The organism is Actinoalloteichus hoggarensis (genome assembly GCF_002234535.1).
In the GTDB taxonomy this organism is placed as follows: domain Bacteria; phylum Actinomycetota; class Actinomycetes; order Mycobacteriales; family Pseudonocardiaceae; genus Actinoalloteichus_A; species Actinoalloteichus_A hoggarensis.
This window is the reverse complement of the sequence record NZ_CP022521.1, coordinates 1,387,057-1,408,590: the sequence shown is the minus strand read 5'-3', so window position 1 is coordinate 1,408,590 and position 21,534 is coordinate 1,387,057. Positions and strand designations below refer to the sequence as shown.

The 21,534-nt window shown below is 72.2% G+C and carries 14 protein-coding genes; 7 read left to right on the top strand and 7 right to left on the bottom strand.

Translation table 11 applies throughout. The features are described from left to right. Positions 1 to 4: 4 nt before the first annotated feature. The 3 genes from AHOG_RS06355 to AHOG_RS06345 form a co-directional block, all read right to left on the bottom strand. Positions 5 to 1,123: an aromatic ring-hydroxylating oxygenase subunit alpha gene (locus tag AHOG_RS06355; protein WP_093944209.1), complete on the bottom strand. Its 1,119-nt coding sequence runs from the start codon at positions 1,121 to 1,123 to the stop codon at positions 5 to 7. A gap of 312 nt (positions 1,124 to 1,435) precedes the next feature. Beyond that, positions 1,436 to 3,937: a GcvT family protein gene (locus AHOG_RS06350; protein ID WP_093940524.1), complete on the bottom strand. Its 2,502-nt coding sequence runs from the start codon at positions 3,935 to 3,937 to the stop codon at positions 1,436 to 1,438. A gap of 485 nt (positions 3,938 to 4,422) precedes the next feature. Then, positions 4,423 to 5,169 carry an IclR family transcriptional regulator gene (locus tag AHOG_RS06345; protein ID WP_245856855.1) on the bottom strand — a complete coding sequence of 249 codons (747 nt, stop codon included), beginning with the start codon at positions 5,167 to 5,169 and terminating at the stop codon, positions 4,423 to 4,425. Positions 5,170 to 5,362: 193 nt separating this feature from the next. On the opposite strand from AHOG_RS06345, the gene AHOG_RS06340 reads away from it, so the two are divergent. The 7 genes from AHOG_RS06340 to AHOG_RS06305 all read left to right on the top strand — a co-directional run bounded on the left by AHOG_RS06340 (position 5,363) and on the right by AHOG_RS06305 (position 13,209). Next, on the top strand, positions 5,363 to 5,680 hold the full coding sequence (locus tag AHOG_RS06340) for a bifunctional 3-phenylpropionate/cinnamic acid dioxygenase ferredoxin subunit (protein ID WP_093940522.1): 318 nt from the start codon (positions 5,363 to 5,365) through the stop codon (positions 5,678 to 5,680). A 5-nt stretch (positions 5,681 to 5,685) separates the two neighbouring features. Then, complete coding sequence (locus AHOG_RS06335; RefSeq protein ID WP_311770137.1) at positions 5,686 to 6,957, top strand: NAD(P)/FAD-dependent oxidoreductase; 1,272 nt, start codon at positions 5,686 to 5,688, stop codon at positions 6,955 to 6,957. Between the two features lie 644 nt (positions 6,958 to 7,601). Next, entirely contained in the window at positions 7,602 to 9,251 is a 1,650-nt protein-coding gene (gene abc-f, locus AHOG_RS06330) for a ribosomal protection-like ABC-F family protein (RefSeq protein WP_093944208.1), read from the top strand. A 170-nt stretch (positions 9,252 to 9,421) separates the two neighbouring features. Continuing rightward, positions 9,422 to 10,012 (top strand): hypothetical protein, encoded by a 591-nt coding sequence (locus AHOG_RS28355; protein WP_157736679.1) that lies wholly within the window; start codon positions 9,422 to 9,424, stop codon positions 10,010 to 10,012. Positions 10,013 to 10,207: 195 nt separating this feature from the next. After that, positions 10,208 to 10,549 carry a hypothetical protein gene (locus AHOG_RS06320; protein WP_093940519.1) on the top strand — a complete coding sequence of 114 codons (342 nt, stop codon included), beginning with the start codon at positions 10,208 to 10,210 and terminating at the stop codon, positions 10,547 to 10,549. A gap of 307 nt (positions 10,550 to 10,856) precedes the next feature. Next, a complete protein-coding gene (locus tag AHOG_RS06315; RefSeq protein ID WP_093944207.1) occupies positions 10,857 to 11,951 on the top strand; it encodes an NAD(P)-binding domain-containing protein in 1,095 nt (364 codons plus the stop codon). A gap of 502 nt (positions 11,952 to 12,453) precedes the next feature. Then, positions 12,454 to 13,209 (top strand): thioesterase II family protein, encoded by a 756-nt coding sequence (locus AHOG_RS06305; protein ID WP_157736678.1) that lies wholly within the window; start codon positions 12,454 to 12,456, stop codon positions 13,207 to 13,209. Between the two features lie 55 nt (positions 13,210 to 13,264). Here the strand turns inward: AHOG_RS06305 and AHOG_RS06300 are convergent, their stop codons facing one another. The 4 genes from AHOG_RS06300 to AHOG_RS06285 all read right to left on the bottom strand — a co-directional run bounded on the left by AHOG_RS06300 (position 13,265) and on the right by AHOG_RS06285 (position 21,518). Beyond that, the gene (locus AHOG_RS06300) at positions 13,265 to 13,507 is read right to left on the bottom strand and encodes an MbtH family NRPS accessory protein (RefSeq protein WP_245856587.1); all 243 of its coding nucleotides are present in this window, start codon (positions 13,505 to 13,507) and stop codon (positions 13,265 to 13,267) included. Positions 13,508 to 13,628: 121 nt separating this feature from the next. Continuing rightward, a complete protein-coding gene (locus AHOG_RS06295; protein WP_093940515.1) occupies positions 13,629 to 16,805 on the bottom strand; it encodes a type I polyketide synthase in 3,177 nt (1,058 codons plus the stop codon). Next, entirely contained in the window at positions 16,798 to 20,916 is a 4,119-nt protein-coding gene (locus tag AHOG_RS06290) for a non-ribosomal peptide synthetase (RefSeq protein ID WP_093940514.1), read from the bottom strand. Before AHOG_RS06290 ends, AHOG_RS06295 begins: the two co-directional genes overlap by 8 nt. Continuing rightward, positions 20,913 to 21,518: a chorismate--pyruvate lyase family protein gene (locus AHOG_RS06285; protein ID WP_093940513.1), complete on the bottom strand. Its 606-nt coding sequence runs from the start codon at positions 21,516 to 21,518 to the stop codon at positions 20,913 to 20,915. Before AHOG_RS06285 ends, AHOG_RS06290 begins: the two co-directional genes overlap by 4 nt. Between the last annotated feature and the right edge of the window lie 16 nt (positions 21,519 to 21,534).

Here is a 21,534-nt window from a genome sequence, read left to right as displayed (position 1 = left end):
GACCTCACCCGAGTCGATCGAGAACCCACTCATGGAAGCGGCCGATGTGGTGCTCGACCGGGACGAGCACGCCGCCTCGGGCATAAGCCCTCGAGCTCATCGCGGGCTGACAGCGTTCGCATGCCTCGAAGTCCTGCCGATTGACCCGATCGAACAGCTCGACCGACGCCGAGAGATCCGCTCCCGAGTCCACCACCTCCGGGGCGTAGAGCCAGTCGCACTCCACCAGCGTGCGATCCACGGCGAGGGGATACATCCGGTGCAGGATCACATGGTCCGGAACCAGATTGAGGAACACCTGCGGCCGCACCGTCGCGGCGTAGTACCGGCGGTCCTGGTCGGCCGTGATCCCCGGCAGCCTGCCGAAACCCGATCGACCGTCGACGGTGAACCCCTCGGCCTCCTCGGCGAACGCGGCACCGTGCCCCACGTAGTACTGCGCCGCGTACCCCTCCGCGAACTCGGGCAGCACGTCGGTCAGCTCGGGATGGATCGTCGCGCAGTGGTAGCACTCCATGAAGTTCTCGACGATGAGCTTCCAGTTCGCCCGGACGTCGTAGGAGATCCGTCTGCCCAGCGCGAGGCCCTCCACCTCGTAGCGCCGCACGGCGGCCGGATCGCCGAGTCGCTCGGTCACCGCCTCGATCACCGTGTCCTCGAAGGAGGGCGGCTCCGACGCCAGGCACACCCACAGATAGCCGAGCCAGTGCCGCAGCGCCACCGGGATCAGGCCGTACTCGGTGCGGTCGACCGCACCGAGGGAACTCAGGTTCGGCGCGGCCGTGAGTCGGCCGTCGAACCCGTAGGTCCAGGCGTGGTAGGGACACTGGAGGCTGCGCCGCGCCGTTCCCGACTCCGCGAGACACAGCCGGGCGCCCCGGTGGCGGCAGACGTTGAGGAAGGCGCGCGCCACGCCGTCCCGCCCCAGCACCATGAGCACGCTCTCGCGACCGACCCGCACCGTGCGAAAGTCCCCGGGGTCGCGGAGATCGGCGGTACGGGCGGCGCAGATCCACTCGGCCTCGAAGATCCGCTGCCGCTCCCGCTCGAAGACGGCCGGATCGGTGTAGTAGCGGCCGGGCAGGGTGGCGACGAGTCCGGTGGGGTCGTCGGTGGTCGTCATGATCACTCACCTCTCGGATGCCGAGTCGAGACGCGATCGCCGGACGAGGTCGGTCCGGCCCGCGGCGGGATGCCGCCCGCGGCGAATCGGCCCTCGTACAGGGGCTGCTGTCCTGGTGTGCACGCCGCGCCGGAGTGGGCGCACGGTGCGGGGCCCGCCGTCACGTCCCGCGGGCCCGACGGAGTCGGATGCCGCGCGGCGGATCGCCCCGCCGCGCGCGAGGTGCCTGTCTCTCGCCCGTGCCCTGCCGAGGACCCGGAGACCGGTCTCGCGGGCACGGGCGGGCGCCGCGGCCTGTTCGTCCTCGGGCGGTCATCGGCGCATTCGGCTGCCCTCCGGGTCGAAGAGCGGTTCGGCCGCGACCGTGTAGGGCAGTCGCTCCCCGAAGTACTCGATCTCGACCGGCACACCCGGCACCGCGTGCTCGGCGGGCAGCCAGGCGTAGGCGACGGCCAGGCGCAGGGTGTGGCCGAACCCCGCGCTGGTGACGTAACCGAGGGGTCGACCGGCGACGAACACCGGCTCGGCGCCGACGACGGTGGCGGCCGGTTCCGGCGAGACCAGGGCACACAGCCTGCGAGTCGGCGAGGTCGCCCGCCGCGCCTCGATGGCGTCGCGGCCGACGAAGTAGCCCTTGTCCAGGCGCACCGCGAAGTCGACGCCTGCCTCGTCCGGGGCGTGCTCGGTGGTCATGTCCAGACCCCAGGACCGATAGCCCTTCTCCAGCCGCATGCTGTCGAAGGCGCCGCGGCCCGCCGCGATGAGACCGTGTGGCCGTCCCGCGTCCCAGAGCGTGTCCCACAGCAGCCTGCCGAGGTCGGCGGTGGTGTACAGCTCCCAGCCGAGTTCGCCCACATAGGAGAGCCGCATCGCCGTCACGGGGACGCCGCCGACGTGGATGTCGCGCGCCCGGTAGTACCGCAGGCCCCGATGGGACACGTCGTCGTCGGTCAGTCCGCTCAGCACCTCGCGGGCGTGCGGACCCCACAGGCCGAGACAGCAGGTGCCCGCGGTGATGTCGCGGACCTGCGCCGAACCGTCGCCGGGCAGGTGTCGCCGCAGCCAGTCCACGTCGAGCGGGCCGTTGGCGCCGAGCTGGAAACGCTCCTCCCCCAGCCGGGCCACGGTGAGGTCGCTGCGGATGCCGCCGTCCTCGCCGAGCAGCAGCGTGTAGGTGACCGAGCCGAGGCGACGGACGACGTCGTTACTGGTCATGGCCTGAAGGAAGTCGGCGGCGCCGGGCCCGGTGACCTCCAGGCGCGTCAGCGGCGTCATGTCGAACAGCGCCGCCCGGCGTCGGGCGTGCAGGGCCTCGGCACCGACGGTCCGCGACCAGTGCCGCGCCGCCCACTCGCCGGGCGCGGCGACCTCGGCCAGCTCGGGAAGGTTCTCGTTCTCGGCATACCACTGCGGCCTTTCCCAGCCCCGCACCTCGGCGAAGCGGGCGCCGAGCCGCTGCTGGCGTTCGTAGAACGGGCTGGTGCGCAGGGCCCGCGGGGCCTCGATCGGCCGGTGCGGGTGGACGACGTCGTAGACCTCGGCGAAGCTGCGCGCACTGCGTACCCGGACGTAGTCCGGCGTGGTCTGCACCCGCTCGAACCGATTGAGGTCGCAGCCGTGCAGGTCCAGGGAGGGCTGCCCGTCCACCAGCCATTCCGCCACGGCCCGCGCGACGCCCGCCGAATGCGTGATCCACACCGCCTCGGCGAACCAGCATCCCTCCAGGTCGGGATGCTCGCCGAGCAGCGGCATCCCGTCGGCGGTGAAGGAGAAGAGGCCGTTGATCCCCTCGTCCACCTTGGCATCGCCCAACACCGGGAGCAGATCCTGCGCTGCCGACCACGACGACTCGAAGTCCTCGGCGGTGAACTCCAGCACCGACGGCAGCCGCGTGAGCGGCCGGTCCTCGGCGGCGAGGTCGCCGCGCACGGGGTACCGCTCGTCGGCGATCTCCCATGCCGAGATCGGCATGGGGCGGTGTCCGTAGGCACCGATGCCGAGTCGGTCGCCGTGGGGTCGGAAGTAGAGTCCGGCCTCCTGATGCCGCAGGATCGGCAGCCCCGCTCCCGAGTCCGGTCGGCCCGCCGCCTCGCCCAGCACGGGAAGCGCCGTGGTCCTGGCGTACTGGTGGGCCATCGGGGTGAGCGGGATCCGCAGATCGAGCAACGCGCCGACGCGGGGTCCCCACATGCCCGCGCAGCACACCACGACGTCGGCGCGGAAGCGTTCGTCCTCGGTCCGCACCGCGCTGACTCGGCCGCCCGCGCGGTCGACGCCGATCACTCGCCGACCAGCGAGGAGCCGGGCGCCTCGGCTCGCGGCCCGCTCAGCCTGGGCGCGGGCCGCCGCGACCGGCGCGGCGAGGCCGTCGGAGGGAATGTGCAGTGCGCCGAGGATGCGATCCGGGTCGAGCAGCGGATGCAGGCGGGCGGCCTCTTCGGCGTCGACGAGCATCGAGGGCACGCCCCAGGACGTCGCCCACCCGTGCCGACGTCGCAGGTCGGCCCATCGCCCGGGAGTACGGGCCACCTCCAGGCCGCCGACCGACCGGAAGCAGCGCGCGCCGACCGTCGACGTCCGGTCCGCCAGTCCGCGGTACTTCTCGACGGTGTAGCGGGCGAACCGCGTCATGGTCTGATCTCCGGTGGTCTGGAACACCAGACCGGGAGCGTGTGAGGACGAACCGCCGGTCTCGAACAGCGGTCCCTGTTCCACCACGGTGACGTCGGTCCAGCCGCGTTCGGTGAGTTCGTCGGCGAGCGCGCAGCCGACGATTCCCGCGCCGATGACGACCACCCTCGGGGATGCGGCCACCTCGGAACCTCCTACGGATTCGACAACGAGACGCCTGCGATCTCCGTGTGGAGTCAGGCGGAGGACGAGACCCCGACGGGGTCGCCGAGACGTGGATCAGTGCGACGGGAGAGTCCGGACCGGCCGGACGAGACGGGTCGCCGCCGTTGCGCGGCGGACCGAGCGGCCGACGTGGAGGTCCGGACCGGGTGAGGCATCGTTCATCCGACCCCGTCCTTCCACGACGCGACCGCCCCAAGGTGTTGCACAGCACGAAGTGTGTCGCTCAATACGCAACAAAATCCTCGCCCCGCCGGGCAGTGTCAATAGGCCGTTTCGGCGTCCCCGTACGGCATGGGCGGCCCGGATCTGGTGCCTGGCGTCGACGCCGCACGGACCATCGCGCGGGGTGGGCGGCTGACGACGCAGGTCGCGGCGGGTGTCGCCCGAGCCATGACCGTCGGGGCAGTCCGGGTGGGGGTTCCGAACGAATGACGCGGTGCGGATCAGTCGCCGAGGTAGCCGAGCCGCTGGGAAAGCTCGCCCGCTGCCGCGATGAGTTGCGGCGCGACCTGTCGAATCCGCCTGCGCGACAGTCGGTAGGAGGGCCCGGAGGCGCTGATCGCGGCGAGCACGCCGCCGTCGGGCCCTCGGACCGGCGCGGCCAGCGCGTTGAGTCCCAGCTCCAGCTCCTCGAAGCAGGCGGTGTAACCGTCGCGCAACACCTGGTCGAGTTCGGCCCGCAGGTCGGCGATGTCGGTGACGGTCCTGGGGGTGTAGCTCTCCAGTTCCTCGCTCAGCAGTTCCTCACGCTGCCGGTCGGGCAGGTGGGCGAGGAGCACCTTCCCGCTGGACGTGGCGTGCAGCGGGGTGCGCTGACCGACCCAGTTGTGCGTGGTCACCGATGCGGCGCCGCGAACCTGACTGATGTTGATGGCGACCCCGCTGTCCGGCACGGCGACGTTCACCGTCTCGCCGAGCTGTTCGGCCAGCGACTGGCACACCGTCTGCGCCAGCTGGGCGAGGTCCATCCGTCCGGTGGCCGCGCCCGCCAGGCGGACGATGCCGAAGCCGATGACGTACTTGCCGCGCTGCCCGAGCTGTTCGACCAGGCCGCGCTGCTCCAGAACGGTGAGCAGCCGGGAGGCCGTCGACTTGTGCACGCCGAGTTCGGCGGCGATCTCGGTGATCCCGGACTCGCCGTTCTTCGCGAGCAGCTCGAGGACGCTGATCGCCCGGTCCACCGACTGCACCAGGTTTCCGCCGGTCTTGGCCGATGCCCTGTCCCGCCCGTTCACCACCGTGTCATCGCCCATGGCGCCAACCGTAGCCGCCGGGAGAAGCCCCGTCGGACAACCCGAGCGGCGTATTGACGGCGGCGGAAGCCACGCCGCAGAGTGTTGCGTACTCCACACCTTGTTTCGCTCTGCGCAACTGGAGGCCGCCATGATCCCCGTCTGCACCCTGGCCGAACTCCCGCCCGGCGAATCCGTCCGTATCCTCGCGCCCCGCCCCGTCGCGGTCTTCAACGCCGACGGGGAGCTCTACGCGATCGACGACACCTGCTCGCATCAGGACGCCTCGCTCTCCGAGGGCTGGCTGGAGGGCTGCCTCGTCGAGTGTCCACTCCACGCCGCGATGTTCGACCTGCGCACCGGGATGCCGACCGGGCCACCCGCCCGACGGCCGGTCCGCACCTATCCCGTGGTCCTCGTCGACGACGTGATCCACGTCGACACGTCGGTACGGGAGCCGGTTCCGTGAGAGCCGTGACGATCGTCGGTGCGGGACTGGCGGGCTGGCACGCCGCCCGCGAACTACGCGCGCAGGGCTTCGACGACACGATCACGGTGATCGGCGCGGAGCCGCGGCTGCCCTATGACCGGCCGCCGCTGTCCAAGCGGTTCCTCCGCGGGGAGGTCGACGAGGCACGACTGGCCCTGTCCGACGAGGCGGAACTGACCGAGGTCGACGCGCACTGGATCACCGGTCGCCACGCGACACGCCTCGATCGACGTACCAGGACGGTCGAACTGGACGACGGCACGGCGATCCGTTCCGACGGGGTGGTGATCGCGACCGGTGCTCGGGCCACGACGCTGCCCGGCCTGACCGGGGTCGCCGGAGTGCACACCCTGCGCACGCTGGCCGATGCACGGGCGTTGCGTGCGGCCTTGACCGAGGGCACGCCGAGGACCGTGGTGATCGGCGCGGGCTTCATCGGCGCCGAGGTGGCGGCCACCTGCCATGCTCTCGGTCTGCCGGTCACGGTGGTGGAGGCCGCCGAGGTGCCGTTGGCGCGAGTTCTCGGTCCGACGGTGGGCGCGATCTGCGGCGAGCTGCATCGGGACCACGGCGTGACGATGCACTGCGGCTTCGGCGTCGCCGGACTGCGGACCGCGCCGTACCGCCGCGACGGCGCCGGGGACGGGACCCGCTGGAAGGCCCCGCGTACCGAGGGCGCGTCCCGCGTCACGGCCGTCCTGGGTCGCGACGGACGGGAACTGGCCGCCGACGTCGTCGTGGTGGGGATCGGCTCACGGCCGGAGGTGGAATGGCTGGCGGGCTCCGGGCTCGACATCACCGACGGCGTCGGCTGCGACGCCGTGGGGGCCACCGCGCTCCCCGGGGTCGTCGCGCTCGGCGACGTCGCGCGCTACGCCGACCCCAGGGGCGGCTCGCGGCGGCACGAACACTGGACGGCGGCCGTGGAACAGGCGCCCGTCGCGGTGCGGACACTGCTGACCGGTCGGTCGCACGGCGAGGGCGGCACCGACCCGGTGCCCAACCGCGTGCCGTACTTCTGGTCCGACCAGTACTCGACCCGTGTCCAGCTCGCCGGGTGCCCCGACGCCGCAGACGATCTGGAGGTGGTCGAGGGCTCCTTCGTCGACCGCGACTTCGTCGCCGTCTATCGCAGGCGGGGCAGGCTCACCGGCGTCGTCGCGATGAACCGGGGCCGAGGCTTCACTCGGCTGCGGCGCGAGCTGCGCACCGCGACCGACCGGGCCGTCGAGTCGTCTCCGGCGGCCTCGACGTGACGACCGCACCGGATCACGCGTCGAGGGCGTCGGCACGATCGGGCCGCGGGCCGCCGGTCTCTTCGCAGGTCACGGCCGGGCCACGCTCCAGGCTCGGCGTGCCGCGCGACCACTCACCTGCCGCGCGGGAGGAAAGCACTGGACATCATCGGTAGGGTGGACCGCATGACATGCTCCGGCGCCCGCATCCTGCGCTTGTACTTCCACTGAAGCTCCTCCTCGGAGCTGTGACGTCGCCTGATCAGCCGCCGCGTCCTGGGCCTCGCCGGCCCCGACGCCGCGCCCGGCGACCTCCTCGGTGCAGCCGACCCGAGTCGGCACGACGGCACACCCCGCAGGCCGCTCCCCGCTGAGCCCTGCCCGCCGGGCTGCTCTCTCGCCGGACCGTTCTCCGCTGATGCGCAGCCGCTCAAGGCTGCGTCCGGCGGGCCGTCCGGCGCCGAGCGAACCCTCCACGCCGCGCCCCGCGCCGATCACGGTGCCGCGCGGCCGGATTCGTCGTGCCGCCCGCAGCTCCCCTCGGTGATCTCGTCTCTCCTCACACCGAAGGTGGATTCACCATGCGCACCAACCGACCGAGAACCACTGTGCTGACCAGCGCCGACCCCCGAGAGACCGCCGAGGCGGCAGCCGGGGAGATCCCCATGACCCCCGCCGCCCGCACGGGGCGTGTCTTCCAGCTCGCCCTGCGCGACGCCGTGCGGGCGCCGGGCGGACGGACGCTGCTCGACGGCGTCACCGTGTCCGTCGCCGCAGGCGAGCGAGCCGGCGTGATCGGCGAGAACGGCTCGGGCAAGTCCACGCTGTTGCGGCTGATCGCGGGGCTCGACCGACCGGACGGCGGGGAGGTGACCGTCACCGCGCCCGGCGGCGTCGGCTATCTCGGTCAGGTCCCGGACCTGCCGCCCTCCGACACCGTGCAAGACGCGATCGACCATGCCCTGGCCGATCTCCGCGAACTGGAACACCGGATGCGGACGGCCGAACAGGACCTCACCGACGCACCGCCGGAGGAGCTGCCCGAGCGGCTCGTCGACTACGGGAACCTCGTCGAGGCCTTCGAGCTGCGGGACGGCTATGCCGCCGACGCCAGGGTGGACGCCGCGATGGACGGGCTGGGGCTCGTCCACATCGACCGCGATCGACTGCTCGGCTCCCTCTCCGGCGGCGAGCAGTCCCGGCTGGGTCTCGCCTGTCTGCTGGCGGCGTCGCCGGAGCTGCTGCTGCTCGACGAGCCGACCAACCATCTCGACGTCGGCGCGCTGACGTGGTTGGAGGATCGGCTGCGTACGCACCGGGGCACCGTGGTCGTCGTGTCGCATGATCGGGTGTTCCTCGAACGGGTGACCACGGTCCTGCTCGCCGTGGACGCCGATCGGCGTGTCGTGGAGCGGCACGGCGGCGGATATCAGGGCTATCTGCGGGACAAGCAGGCCGAGCGCGACCGCTGGGAACAGGCGCATCGCGACTGGCTGGCGGAGATCAGCCGACAGACGACGCTGGCGTCGTCGGCGGCGAACGTCCTGGCGGCGGGGCCGCGCCGTGATGCCGAGAAGTCGCCGCAGCGCCACCAGCGCTCGGTCGAGAAGCAGATCTCCGCCCGTGTGCGGCAGGCGAGGGAACGGCTGCGGCGGCTGCACGAGTCGCCCGTGGAGCGTCCGCCTCAGCCGTTGCGGTTCCGCGCGACACTGCGGGGCGGCGAGGCCGACGGCTCACGATCGGCGCTGCTGCACGCCGACCAGGTGTCCGTGGGCGATCGTCTCGACGTCGCGTCCTTCGCGGTGGGCGGCGGGGAGCGCGTCCTGATCACCGGGCCGAACGGCGCGGGCAAGAGCACGCTGCTCCGGGTGCTCGCGGGCGACCTCCAACCCGATCAGGGTCGGGTGCGCAGGCCGAGACGGCTCGGGTGGCTGCCGCAGGACGTTCCGATCGGCGACCCGGACCGCACGCTCGCGGAGGCCTTCGCGGCGGGCCTGCCGGGACCGTCGACCGAGCATCGGGGCGGGCTGACGGCCTCGGGCCTCTTCCGCGCGGGCGAACTCGACACACCGGTGGGGCGTCTCTCGATCGGGCAGCGCAGGCGACTGCTGCTGGCTCGGCTGTTCCGCCGCGAGGTGGACGTCCTGCTGCTCGACGAGCCGACCAACCACCTCTCCCCCGCGCTGGTGGAGCAGCTGGAGGAGGCGCTGGCCGAGTACGCGGGCGCGGTGGTGATCGTCTCGCACGATCGAATGCTGCGCTCCCGCTTCACCGGCCGGATCGTCACGATGCAGGCGGGCAGGCTGGTGGGCTGACCCGAGGGGGCGGGCGGTACGAGCGCTCGGCGGGCCGCCCGTCCCGTCCCTCTCCCGCTTTTCCGCCTGCGCCTCCGGGAAATGGGTCGCTCGGGCGAGCGGGAGGCGCTGGACGCACCGTTTCTCCGCTACGGCGCCATGGCTGAACACACGCCGTGAGGAGTCGAGCCGTGTCCGTCACCGAGATCGTCGCCCGCCTTCGTCACACGCATGCCCGTCTCACCGACGAATGCCGAGCTGCCGCCCTGGCCTGCACCGCCATCGCCGACGGTGCGACGATCTTCGCCGCCGCCACCACCGGCTCCGGCCGACCAGAGGTCGAGAGAATCCACCGTCTCGCCGCTGCCTCCGGAGCTGAGGTCCGGGCCGCCCACATCCTCTTCATCCAGACCCAGGACCTCATCGATACCTACTGTCATGACCTCACCGGACATGGCATAGCGGAGCACGAGGTCACAACCACCGCGCTGGCGAGGAACGACGGACGCCTCGTCCCGGACGAGATCACACCGCGCCCACCCGAGGCGACGCTCGCCGATCCGGCCACCCGCCATGCCGAGTGGATCGCCGAACTCCGGCGCGCAGGGGGACGAAGATCAGTCCGGAGCGCATCGTCCGGATGGGACGCCATCGAGGTGGACGAATCGTCTGGCTGGAAGAGAGCCGCGAGGATTCGTCAGGGCGGGCACATATACTCCGCCCGGATCGTCGTCTGCAATTCATGTCAGCAGGGGTCGCCCCCTCCGACGTCATCTCTATGATCTTCAGCCGACTTGAAGAAGGGGACCCCGTCGGTTACAGCGGACGTGATGGATCGATCTACGAAGTGAGCACGACTCGGGGAACTCGCCTGGTGTGAATCGTCGTAGCAAGCAATGGGTACATAGTCACCGCGCACCCTTGGAAAGGAAAGATCAGCATCTCACGGTCACATGACACGGGAAAGCAGGCCTTCGATGCAGGGTGACATCTCCATGCTGGCCGGGTTCTTCGAGGGACCACTGTTCCACTTCGACGAGGACGGCGATTGGATGAATCACTCGCCGACACAGGCAGGCGAAGACCTTCGCCTCAGCACAGAACTCGTTGCCGACCTCGCGGCATGGGACGACGAGTATCAGGCGACCTACGACGACGACTACCCTCCTGACTCACGATTTCCGTCCCCCGAGGCGAGAGCCGCCTGGGTCGAGAGGGGAAAGGAGCTGGCCGCTCGGATCAAACAGGAGTCGCCGTTCGTCACCAGCGTCGATTACCAGGCCAACGGGTCGTACAAGAACGGCGAATGCGTGATCTGAGCACGGACGCCGGACCGTTCTCATTCGCGATCCGCAGCGGCGGGCAACCACGGAACACGGCTCCGTCCTACCGTGGTCTCTCGATCCCCACGGTGTTCACTGATCGGAGGTTGCCCGAGTATCGACACGCGATCGACCTCGCCGCGCGAGGTGATCGGAGGTCGCTCATCGACGCCCGCGTTCCGCGCCGAGGCCGGTTACCGGCTGCGCGGGCGCGGGTCTCGGCACGCCGTCGCCGACCCGCGGCGTGTCCCGGACGTGCCTCGGGAAGACACGATGCCCACCGCTGGTTGCACCGGAGGTGAGGATCGAGGCAGAACCCACCGCCGTCGACGTGGTGGTGATCGGCGCCGGCCAGGCCGGGTTGTCGACGGGCTACCACCTGCGACGGACCGGTCATCGACCCGAGGCCGGCTTCGTGCTGCTCGACGCGCCGTCCGCACCCGGCGGGGCGTGGCGGTTCCGCTGGCCGACGCTGCGGATGGCCACCGTGCACGGCGTTCACGACCTCCCCGGACTGCCCATGGGTCCGGTGGACGAGGACGAGCCGGCCGCGACGGCGGTGCCCGCGTACTTCGCGGCCTACGAGCAGCACTTCGCGTTGCCGGTGCACCGTCCGGTGCGGGTGCGATCGGTGTGGCCCGAGGACGACGACCCGATGGGGAGGCTGCGCGTCGCGACCGACCGCGGCGACTTCTCGACACGGGCGCTGATCAACGCGACGGGCACCTGGACGCGCCCGTTCTGGCCGAGGGTGCCCGGGCAGGCCGTCTTCCGGGGCAGACAGCTGCACACCGTGGACTATCAGGGCCCCGACGAGTTCGCCGGGCGGAAGGTGATCGTCGTCGGCGGCGGCGCCTCGGGCGTCCAGCTTCTCGCCGAGATCGCGACCGTCGCCGAGACGACCTGGGTGACGCGGCGCCCGCCGGTCTTCCACGAGGGCCCGTTCACGCACGAGCACGGCCGGGCGGCCGTCGCGCGGGTGGACGAGGCGGTGCGGGCGGGACGTCCGCCGGAGAGCGTGGTCAGCGTGACGGGCCTCCTGCTCACACCGGAGGTTCGGCGGATGCGGGCGGAGGGCCTGCTGGACCGACTGCCGATGTTCGACGAGCTGACGGCCGACGGGGCGGTGTGGCACGACGGACGGTTCGAGGCCGCCGACGCGATCCTCTACGCGACCGGCTTCCGGGCCGCCCTGGACCATCTGCGTCCGCTGCGGCTGCGCGAGCCGGGCGGCGGCATCGTCGTGGAGGACACCCGTGTCCCGGCCGAGCCGCGCGTTCAGCTGGTGGGATACGGGCCCTCCGCCTCCACCGTGGGCGCCACCCGCGCGGGCCGGTTCGCGGTGCGGGAGGTCAACCGGCTGCTGGGGCGTGTCCCCGCAGGGATGACCGGGCACTGAACCGGGACGGCTCGGCGCGCCGGCGTGACGACCCGGTCGGCCCGCGTGATGTCGGCGGCACGGCGCGGCGAACCCCGTTCCGAATCGGCGCCGATCGGATGGGTCGAGGCGTGCGGTCGACGGCGGGTCCGTCGGCGGGCGGCTCCGAGATCGGGCGGCCGACTCCGGAGACGGGCGGGTGCCCTGCGGCGGGCGGTTCGCCGGGTTTCGGCGCACCGCGCGACGGACGGCGGAACCCCGGACGCCGCGTGTCCCGTGGACGGCGCTCCGGCGGCGAGCGTACGCACGACAGGAGGCGGGCACGGGCACCGATTCGCGGCGCGATCGCCGTCGTTCGTTCGCCGCCACGACGCCAAGCCGTCCGGCTCGGCTGACATCACGATCGCCGTGCATCGCACTTTCGAGTAGAAAAATGCCGTCTGACCGAACCTGCGTCGTATGGTCGCTATAGTCCGGCAGTCAATCAGCCGAGACCAGGGGTTTTCTCGTGACCATTCCCGTCGTGCCCGCAGAGGTATTGTGGTTCCGCCGTTTCCTGCCGATCACCGCGCCCCGCGTCCGGCTTTTCTGTTTCGCGCACGCGGGCGGCGCCGCGAGCGCATTCCGCAGCTGGCCGAAGGGCCTTTCCCCGGATGTCGAGATGCTCGCCGTCCGTTATCCCGGCAGACAGGACCGACTCGGCGAAGCCGGGGCCGAGCGGATGGGCGATCTCGTGGAACCGATCGTCGCCGCCCTGGAGCCGTTCCGAACGGAGCCGATCGCCCTCTTCGGCCACAGCATGGGGGCCGCGGTCGCCTACGAGGTCGCCGTGCGGCTGGAACAGCTCGGCACGCCCGCGGCGGTGCTGTTCGTGTCCGGCTATCCGGCCCCCCTGCATCACGACGTCCGGGCGTTCGCGCCGCAGGACGACTCGACGATGCTCGCCGAGATCCGATCCATCGGCGGACCGCAGCTGGCCGACCTGGACCCGGCGCTACTGGAGTTGATGCTGCCCGCGCTGCGCGCCGACTGGAAGGTGCTCACCACCTATCGCCCCACTCGAGGCCGCCCGCTGTCCACTCCGGTCGTCGCCTACGCCGCCGCGGAGGACACGCTGGCACCGATCGATCGGGTGGTGGACTGGGCAGAGGTCACCACCGCGATGTTCGCGCACCGCACCTTCCGCGGTGGACACTTCTACCTCGTCGATCAGGAGGCGGAGCTGACGAGCGACATCACCCGACACCTCTCCTCGACAGGTCGGGCGACCCGACGCTAGAGCGGTCGGGGAGTCACCGGCCCGCCCCGCTCCCGGCCGGGGCAGCCGGGTGCTCTCACCGGGCAGCGCCCTCGACGGGGCAGGCCGGTTCGCCGCCGACCACCGGGCCCGACCAGTGTGCGACCACGTGATCGCGGCACTCGGCCGGGGTGCCCTCGGCCATGCCGATCAGCCAGCCGGGCGGAACCGGGGCACGCGCGGGCCACAGCGCGTGTCTGCCCGCGTCGTCCACCAGCACCCGGACCCGCGATGCCGGATCGGCGAAGAAGTCGGTCATCGTGGCACTCCTCTCGTTCACACGCCGCTCCCCGCCTGCCCCAGGCTCCGACGGCCACCGGCGCCCACGCCGGTCGTGTCCCGTAGGCGCCCAGCCCTGTTCGGCGTCTCGCGGGGTCTGCCTGCCGCGTCCCAGAACCCGTTCAGTCGTGGCTCGGCGCGGGCTCCTCGGCCGCCGCGATGGCGGCGATCACGCCGCCCACCGTCGGCGTCTCGAAGACCCTCCGCACCACCATCGAGACCCCGAGCCGCTCGCGGACCGAGGACACCATGCGCAGCAGCAGCAGCGAGTCGCCGCCGAGCTCGAAGAAGCCGTCGTCCACGCCGATCTGATCGATGCCCAGGACCGTCCGCCAGCATTCGACCACCGCCCGTTCCAGCTCGGTGACCGGCTCGCGGAACGCGGTGGTGAGCATCGGACGCGGCTGGAGGCTGGGACGGGTGAGCATCCGCCCCAGCTCGGCCTGTCCCGGGCCGTCGTGCGCGGCGAGATCGCCGAGGCGGGCCTGCCCCGACCCGCCGTCCGCCCGCGACGTCGGTTCGCCCGTCGGTTCGCCCGTCGGTTCGCCCGTCGGTTCGCCCGGCGAGACCTGTCCGCTCGCCCGACACCCGCGGCTCGACGAGGCCCGGTTCGCCCCGTCCCGGCGATCCGGTGCCGCGAGGGGCGCATCCACCGAATCGCCGGGCAGGACCGTGCCCGTCGCAGGACGGACGACCCGGTCCAGCCAATGGCGTCGTCTCGCGAACGGGTAGCGGGTGAGGGGGACGCGTCTGCCGGGCGGCAGCACGCTCGACCAGTCGACCGCCACGCCCTCGGTCCACAGTCGGCCGAGGGCGCCGAGCAGCACGGCCGAGTCCGGGCGCTCCTCCTCCCGGCTCCTGGCTGCCTGGACGACGATCGCGTCCGGGCCGAGACACTCGGTGGCGAGCCTGCCCAGCCCGCGGCCAGGGCCGATCTCGACCAGGATCGGATCGTCCCGGCCCGCCACCGCGGCCAGGCCGTCGGCGAACCGCACGGTCCCCCGCAGGTGTCCCAGCCAGTAGCCCGGGCTGGTCGCCTGCTCCTCGGTGGCCCAGTCACCGGTCACGTTGGAGACGTAGGGCACGGTCGGGGGGCGCAGCGTCACCCGTTCCACGGCCGCCGCGTAGTCGGGCAGGATCGCGTCGAGCAGCCAGGAGTGCGCGGCGCCCGCCACGTCGAGCCGACGGTTGCCCACTCCGGCCAGATCGAGCCTGCTTCGCAGGTCGGCGACGTCGTCGACGGGACCGGACACCGAGCAGACCTGCGGTGCGTTGATCGCCGCGAGCGACAGTCGATCGGTCAGATACGGGGCCGTCTGCTCCGCACCGAGGAACACGCTGAGCGTGGCACCGCCCGCCTGCCTGATCAGTCGTTCCCGCTCCACCATGAGCGGCAGGACGTCCTCCAGGGAGATCACTCCGCTGAGGCACGCGGCGGTGTACTCGCCGAGGGAGTGCCCGAGCAGGGCGGTCGGTGTGATGCCCGCAGCCGTCAACAGCCGGGCGATCGCGTACTGGGTGGCCAGCAGCCCGGCCAGTACGGCAGGCACGGCGACCTGTTCGCCCTGGTAGAGCACCGCGCGCAGGTCGCCGTCGAGCACGGGCCGCAGGATCTCGGCGCAGCGGTCCAGCTCGGCGCGGAAGATCGGCTGCGTCGCGTAGAGCTCTCGCCCCATCCCGTCGTACTGCGCGCCGCCCCCGCCGAAGAGCAGGACCACCGGGCGCGGCCCCGCCGCGGCCGTCTGGGGGCCCAGGGGCGATCGGAGCCGATCGATAGCGCCGTCCCGGTCGCGACACACCACCGTCCGCCGGTGCGGCAGGAGGCGCCTGCCGACGCGGAGGGTGTGTCCCACGTCGTGGAGGTCGAGTTCGGGTCGAGCGGCGAGGTGGTCGGCCAGGTCGGCGCTCATGCGTTCGAGATCGGCGGGTGTACGGGCCGACAGCGGCAGCACCGTCCACTCCGCGGACGACTCGGTCCGCGCGATCTCGGGCGCCTGCTCCAGGATGACGTGCGCGTTCGTTCCCCCGACGCCGAAGGAGCTGACGGCCGCCCGCCGAGGTCCCGGCCCGGTCCAGTCGATCGGCTCGGTGTTGATCCGGAAGGGGCTGCTCTCGAAGTCGATCGCCGGATTCGGCCGGGTGAAGTTCGGATGCGGCGGGATCAGACCGTGTTCCAGCGCCAGCACCGTCTTGATCAGGCCCGCCACTCCCGCCGCGGCGTCCAGGTGCCCGATGTTGGCCTTCACCGAGCCGAGCGTGCAGAAGCCTCGGCGGTCGGTGGTGCGCCGGAAGGCGTCGCTCAGCGCGGCGACCTCGACGGGGTCGCCGACGAGCGTGCCGGTGCCGTGTGCCTCCACGTAACCGATGTCGGCGGCGTCGATCTCGGCGTTGGCCTGCGCGGCGAGGATCGCGGCCGTCTGGCCGGACCGGCTCGGCGCGGTGAAGCTCGCCTTCCCCGCGCCGTCGTTGTTGACGGCCGAGCCCTTGATCACGGCCCGGATGTGGTCGCCGTCGGCGAGGGCGTCGGCCAGCCGCCGCAGCACGACGACGCCGACGCCGTCGCCGCCGATGAAGCCCGCCGCCTCGCGATCGAAGGGCCTGCACCGACCGTCCGGCGAATAGGCGCCCTGCTCGACGTAGCGATAGCCCAGCTTGTCCGGGATGACCGTGACTCCGCCCGCCAGAGCCGTGTCGCACTGCAGGTTCAACAGGTCCTGGCAGGCGAGGTGGATCGCGACGAGGGAGGTGGAGCACGCCGTCTGCACGGCGAACGCCGGGCCGGTCAGGTTCAACGCGTAGGAGACGCGATTGGCCAGGGTGTCGGGCAGGTTCGCGACCTTGGCCACCATGCTGGACATCGAGAACTCGCCGCCGTAACGCGGGTAGACATGCGACAGGTAGTACTCGTTCTGGCTGGAGCCCGCGTAGACGCCGACGGGACCGGCCGGGCGGTCCGGGTCGTGGCCCGCGTCCTCCAACGCGTGCTGGCAGGTCTCCAGGAAGACGCGCTGCTGCGGATCGAGCATCGCCGCGTCGGTGGGCAGGAATCCGAAGAAGTCCGCGTCGAAGAGGTCGATGTCCGGCATGGACAGGGCGACCCGGACGTGGGTCTCGTCGGCGAGCAGCGCGGGATCGCCCCCGGCGGCGAGGAACTCCTCGTCGCCGACGGGGCGCAGCGCCTCGCGGCCCGCGACGAGACCGGCCCAGAACTCGTCGACGTCCCGTGCGCCGGGGAACCGGCCTGCCATGCCGATGATCGCGATGTCGAAGTCACGAACGCCGGGGGAACCGTCAGCCATCGTGCGGTGCTCCTCTTCGTGTCCTAGCCGAGTTCCTGGCTGCGATGGTCCGACGGCGGCGGGCCGCCAGATCCGACTCCGGGCGGGCCGCCAGATCCGACTCCGGGCGGGCGTCCGGCCCCGAGGTCGGCCCGGCGTTCGCGTCGGGGCCCCGGCCGACGGCGGGCACTTCCTCCCCGACCGCGACCACGTCCTCGCCAGGCCGGACCGCGAGGAAGCCCGCGAAGCCCGCCCCCGGCCCGGAAGCCCCCGACCCCGACGCGGAGGGACCCGCACCGGGCTGGGGCCGGATCGGCGTCGACGCCGAGGGCGGCAGGCCTCGTCCCGGCTCCTGCCACGCCGCCGGGCGTGCCGAGGCGGAGTCCGACCGGTCCGCGAACAGCCGGGCCTGTTCGGCCACCGTCGGATGCGCGTACAGATCGGCGAGCGAGACGTCCCGGCCGGTGAGTTCGACGAGCGCCTTGTGCAACCGGGTCATCGACAGCGAGTGCCCGCCGAGGTCGAAGAAGTTGTCGCCCGATCCGACCATCGAGCGCCCGAGCACGTCCCGCCACACCGCCGCGATCCGCTCCTCCCCCGCGCCTCGGGGCGGGACGAAGCGCGCCGAGACGACTTCGACGGGCGGGATGCGGCCTGCCAGCGCACGCCGGTCGACCTTGCCGGACGGAGTGCGCGGCAGATCCGTGAGGAACTCGCAATGCCAGGGCACCAGATGTCGGGGCAGGGTTCTGGCGCAGTGCTCACGCACCGCCGCCGAACTGGGCGACGTTCCCTCGACCGGTCGCGCGTACGCGAACAGTCGGGGATCACCGGGATCGTCCGTGCGGAGGATGACGGCGGCGGCGGCGATCTCGGGATGGTCGAGGAGCACCGACTCGATCTCGCCGAGTTCGACGCGGACTCCCCGCACCTTGACCTGGGCGTCCGTCCGGCCGGTCACGTGCAGTCTGCCCTCGTCGTCCCACCAGGCCAGATCGCCGGTCCGGTACATCCGGGCGCCTGTGGGATCGAACGGGTCGGGCAGGAAGCGCAGCGCCGTCAACGCGGGCTGGTTCAGATAGCCCCTGGCCACGCCCGGACCGGCCAGGTACACCTCGCCCACCGTGCGGGGCGGGACCAGCCGCAGCGAGGCGTCCAGCACCAGCACCCGCATCCCCGACACCGGACGGCCGACGGCGGGGCGATCCGTCGTCGCCAGCGGGTCGCTCATCGCCGAGCACACCGTGACCTCGGTCGGCCCGTAGGCGTTGATCAGCACTCGGGTTCCCGCCCGCTGCCGGACCAGGTCGGGCGGGCAGGCCTCGCCGCCGACCACCAGGGTGCGGACCTCGGCGAGGCCGTCGGGCGGCAGGGCCGCCACCGTCGAGGGCGACAGCACGACGTGGGTGATGCGCTGATCGGCGAACAGCCTCGTGAGTTCCGGGCCCGGTCGCAGCCGGTGGGCGGGCGCGCAGACCAGCGCGGCGCCGTGGGTGACGGCCTGGAGCAGTTCCCAGACGGCGGCATCGAAGCCCGGCGAGGCGAACCGCAGCAGGCGGTCGCCCGGTGCGAGGGTCCACCCGGTGCGCCGGGTGGTGGCGAGCGCGGCGAGGCCGCGATGCTCGACGACGACGCCCTTGGGCAGGCCCGTCGAGCCGGAGGTGTAGATCAGGTAGGCGGCATCGGCCGGGCTGGTCGGCGCGAGACGGTCGGCGTCGCCGAGCGGTTCGGCGGAGATCGCCGCGAGGGCGGCCCGGACCTCGGCCGATTCCTGATCCAACGGTGTCCAGCTGCGGTCCACGTCGTCCTGCCGCGCGACGGCGCCCGCCTGATCGGTGATCAGCAGCATCGGTCGCGCATCAGACAGCATGGTGCGGATGCGGTCGGGTGGAAGCTCGCCGTCGATCGGGAGGAAGGCACCGCCCGCCACCGCGACGGCGAGGGTCGCCACCACCGAGTCGGGCGTGCGGGGCAGCGCTATGCCCACCACCCGTTCCGGTCCGACGCCTTGGGACACCAGCAGCCTGGCCAGTCGGTTGACCCGCGCGCTCAGCTCCGCGTAACTCCACTCCCGGTCCTCGAAGACGAGGGCGGGCGCCGCCGGGGTGGCGGCGACCTGTGCGGCGAACAGCTCGGCGAGGGTCTGTTCCGGCGGCGGTGGACAACCCGTTCCCCACCGCAGCAACCGCTCCCGTTCGTCTTCGGATACTCGCGGGATCGACGCGATCGGGCGGTCGGAGTCCAACGCGACGAACGCGGTCAGATAGGCCGCCAGTCCGCGGCCCAGCTCGTCGAGGCCGAGCTCCGCGCCGACACCGCGATCGCCGAGGAGGTCGATGTCGATCCCGCCGTCGGGGCCGTCGTGGACGTCGATGCTCAGGCCCGCGTGGCGCCCCCCGGACTCGAACTGATGCAGGCTCGCGACGTGCTCGCCGAACCGGAGCGGCCTGCCGACCCGGTTGATGTTCACCGTCGCGCCGTAGAGGGGTCCGCGGTCGCCGGGATCGCGCATGGCACGCAGTTCGCGTTGTGGAAGCCGCTGATGAAGCACCACTTCCCTGGCCTCGGCGGCCACCTGACGGACGAGTTCGGCCTGCGTCTGCCACGGCGACACCGGTATACGCAGCGGGAGGATGTCGGCGGTCATGCCGGGCACGCTCAGAGCGAGCCCGCCCGCCCGGCCCTTGACGGCCAGGCCCAGCGTCACCTCCTGCGGCCCGTTCGGCGGTGTCAGGAAGCCCGCGAGGGCGGAGAGCAGGAACACGCTCCATCCGGTGCCGGTGCGACGAGCGGATGCCGACAGCCGGGCGGCGTCCTCGGCCGACCAGCTCAGCCGCCATCGGCTTCGTGTCCCCGAGACGGGCAGCGCGGCGAGAGCCGAGGAGACCGACGTCGCCGCGGTCGCGGTCGGCAGGCCGGGCGACGTACGTCCGGAACGGTCCGTCGGAAGGTTCGGTTCGACGTCGTCGGCCGCCGCCTCGGAACCGACGCGGTCGAGCCCGGTGCTCGCCGCGGAGCGAGCGGCGGGCTCCGCCGGGATGACCGGCGCGAACGTCGGGCCGTCGGTGATCGGTCCCGCGTCGGACGGCCCCGCGTCGGACGGCACGGCGTCAGGTGGCGGAGAGTCGGCCGCTGCGGCGGTGTCCACCACGGTGGTCGCGGCCGCGGCGGGTTCTGTCGCGGCGGGTTCCGAGACCACCGCCGACGGCAGGAGTCGGGCACCCGTCGACTCGGCGGCGAGCGCCCCCGAAGCCCGGCCGCCGGACGGCGTCTCGGCGGCGCCGCCGGTGGTCGAGTCGCCGCCGAGACACTGCGAGGCGACGGCGGACGCACCGCCCGACTCGGCTGCCTCGGCGAGTCGATCCGCCCAGAAGCGACGGTCCCGCACCGCCGCCGGAGACTCCCGGTAGGCGGCCTCCTCGGCGAGCAGGACGGCCAGCGGCCCGAACGGCGTCGCGGGCGGCGTCGCTCCGGAGGCCGCCGCCGAGTACAGCGCGGCGACCCGACGCAGCAACAGTGCGCTGCTGTACCCGTCGAGCAGCAGATGATGAACGCGCTGATACCAGAGCGTCCGATCGTCGGGCAGGACGAACACCGCGAACCCGAACAGCCGGTCACGCAGCGGATCACGTGGCACGGCGAGGTCCTCGTGCATCCAGCGCACCGCCGAGGCCGCCGGAGCGGGGTCGCCACGCAGATCCCGCACGATCAGCCACTCGCCCACCGCCCGGTCCAGCTCGGCCGCGTCACCGACCGTCTGTCGGACCTCGCCGTTCGACTCGGTGAACCGAAGTCGCAGTGACTCCGTCTCCCGCACCGCCGTTCGCAACGCCGCCACGAACGCCGCCCGCCGCAGCGATCCGGGGATCTCCAGGCAGCCGCCGGTGTTGTACGTCGGATCGGCCTGCCGGAGCCGCTGCGCCAGCCAGACCTCGTGCTGGGCGGCGGTGAGCGGCAACGCCGGTGCCTGAGTGGCACCCGGGTCGGCCGATTCCGGGCCGGCCGGTGGCGGCGGACCTGTCTCCTCCGCCGAGAAGGAATGCACCGCAGCGGCGGGGTTCGTGGCGACGGCGGAGGAGGCCCCCATCCCGGCGGCGCCGACCGGCGGCCGCGGGTCGATCACGTCCGTCATACCGATCGACCGTCCACCGCGCCGAGCACCAGGCTCGCGGAATCGGATTGCGTGGTGAAGGCGGGCGTCGGCCCGACCGGTACTTCGCCGACCGGGAACACGGCTGGATTGAAGGCCTCGTGCACGAACAGCACGGGCAGTCCGTCCAACCGGATCACATACTCGCGAAAGGCGCAGCGACCCTCGGCCCGCCCCGGCCACCGGGTGCGTCCCCGCGCGAGGAAGTCACGTCGTTCCACGCGTCCCAACGCGCTCAGTCCGATTCCGATCGGTACCTGCGCACTAGTCAGCGCCGCCGCCACGGCCGCGGGCAGTCCGGCAGGCGCGACGGTGCGGTTCAGCGAGAGCAGCCGAGCCCCGGCGTCGAGCAGGGCGGACCTGCGCAGGATCATCTCGGCGTGCTCGGACGTCGTGTGCAGTGCCGAGCTGACGGCGTCGGGCACCAGGAGCCTGCCGACGATCCGCTGTTCCAGCAGCCGCAGGGAGACCGGCGCGCCCGACAGTTCGCCCAGCAGTGCCGTCGTCGAGCCGCGATGCTCCAGTATCCGCCGGGTGACCGCGGGTTCGAAGGCCGCGATCCATCCGTCGACGGCATCGTCCACCGGACGGGTCGGTGTC